The 1,725-nt window shown below is 52.6% G+C and carries 1 rRNA gene; it reads right to left on the bottom strand.

The annotated features are described in order from the left end of the window. Window positions 1-39: 39 nt before the first annotated feature. Window positions 40-1,579 (bottom strand): 16S ribosomal RNA (locus AC6CWS_RS26410). Between the last annotated feature and the right edge of the window lie 146 nt (window positions 1,580-1,725).

Raw genomic sequence — 1,725 nt, 5'->3', positions numbered from 1 at the left:
ACAATCTGTGTGAGCACTACAAAGGCAGGTTCTTTAAGGTAAGGAGGTGATCCAACCGCAGGTTCCCCTACGGTTACCTTGTTACGACTTCACCCCAGTCATGAATCACAAAGTGGTAAGCGCCCTCCCGAAGGTTAAGCTACCTACTTCTTTTGCAACCCACTCCCATGGTGTGACGGGCGGTGTGTACAAGGCCCGGGAACGTATTCACCGTAGCATTCTGATCTACGATTACTAGCGATTCCGACTTCATGGAGTCGAGTTGCAGACTCCAATCCGGACTACGACATACTTTATGAGGTCCGCTTGCTCTCGCGAGGTCGCTTCTCTTTGTATATGCCATTGTAGCACGTGTGTAGCCCTGGTCGTAAGGGCCATGATGACTTGACGTCATCCCCACCTTCCTCCAGTTTATCACTGGCAGTCTCCTTTGAGTTCCCGGCCTAACCGCTGGCAACAAAGGATAAGGGTTGCGCTCGTTGCGGGACTTAACCCAACATTTCACAACACGAGCTGACGACAGCCATGCAGCACCTGTCTCACAGTTCCCGAAGGCACCAAAGCATCTCTGCTAAGTTCTGTGGATGTCAAGACCAGGTAAGGTTCTTCGCGTTGCATCGAATTAAACCACATGCTCCACCGCTTGTGCGGGCCCCCGTCAATTCATTTGAGTTTTAACCTTGCGGCCGTACTCCCCAGGCGGTCGATTTAACGCGTTAGCTCCGGAAGCCACGCCTCAAGGGCACAACCTCCAAATCGACATCGTTTACGGCGTGGACTACCAGGGTATCTAATCCTGTTTGCTCCCCACGCTTTCGCACCTGAGCGTCAGTCTTTGTCCAGGGGGCCGCCTTCGCCACCGGTATTCCTCCAGATCTCTACGCATTTCACCGCTACACCTGGAATTCTACCCCCCTCTACAAGACTCTAGCCTGCCAGTTTCGAATGCAGTTCCCAGGTTGAGCCCGGGGATTTCACATCCGACTTGACAGACCGCCTGCGTGCGCTTTACGCCCAGTAATTCCGATTAACGCTTGCACCCTCCGTATTACCGCGGCTGCTGGCACGGAGTTAGCCGGTGCTTCTTCTGCGGGTAACGTCAATCGACAAGGTTATTAACCTTATCGCCTTCCTCCCCGCTGAAAGTGCTTTACAACCCGAAGGCCTTCTTCACACACGCGGCATGGCTGCATCAGGCTTGCGCCCATTGTGCAATATTCCCCACTGCTGCCTCCCGTAGGAGTCTGGACCGTGTCTCAGTTCCAGTGTGGCTGGTCATCCTCTCAGACCAGCTAGGGATCGTCGCCTAGGTGAGCCGTTACCCCACCTACTAGCTAATCCCATCTGGGCACATCTGATGGCATGAGGCCCGAAGGTCCCCCACTTTGGTCTTGCGACATTATGCGGTATTAGCTACCGTTTCCAGTAGTTATCCCCCTCCATCAGGCAGTTTCCCAGACATTACTCACCCGTCCGCCGCTCGTCACCCGAGAGCAAGCTCTCTGTGCTACCGCTCGACTTGCATGTGTTAGGCCTGCCGCCAGCGTTCAATCTGAGCCATGATCAAACTCTTCAATTTAAGTTTGATGCTCAAAGAATTAAACTTCGTAATGAATTACGTGTTCACTCTTGAGACTTGGTATTCATTTTTCGTCCGAGGACGTTAAGAATCCATGTCACTTTGAGTGCCCACACAGATTGTCTGATAAATTGTTAAAGAGCAGT

Source organism: Klebsiella sp. M041 (assembly GCF_059759695.1).
The sequence above is the reverse complement of the archived record's forward strand: the minus strand, read 5'-3'. Positions and strand labels throughout refer to the sequence as shown.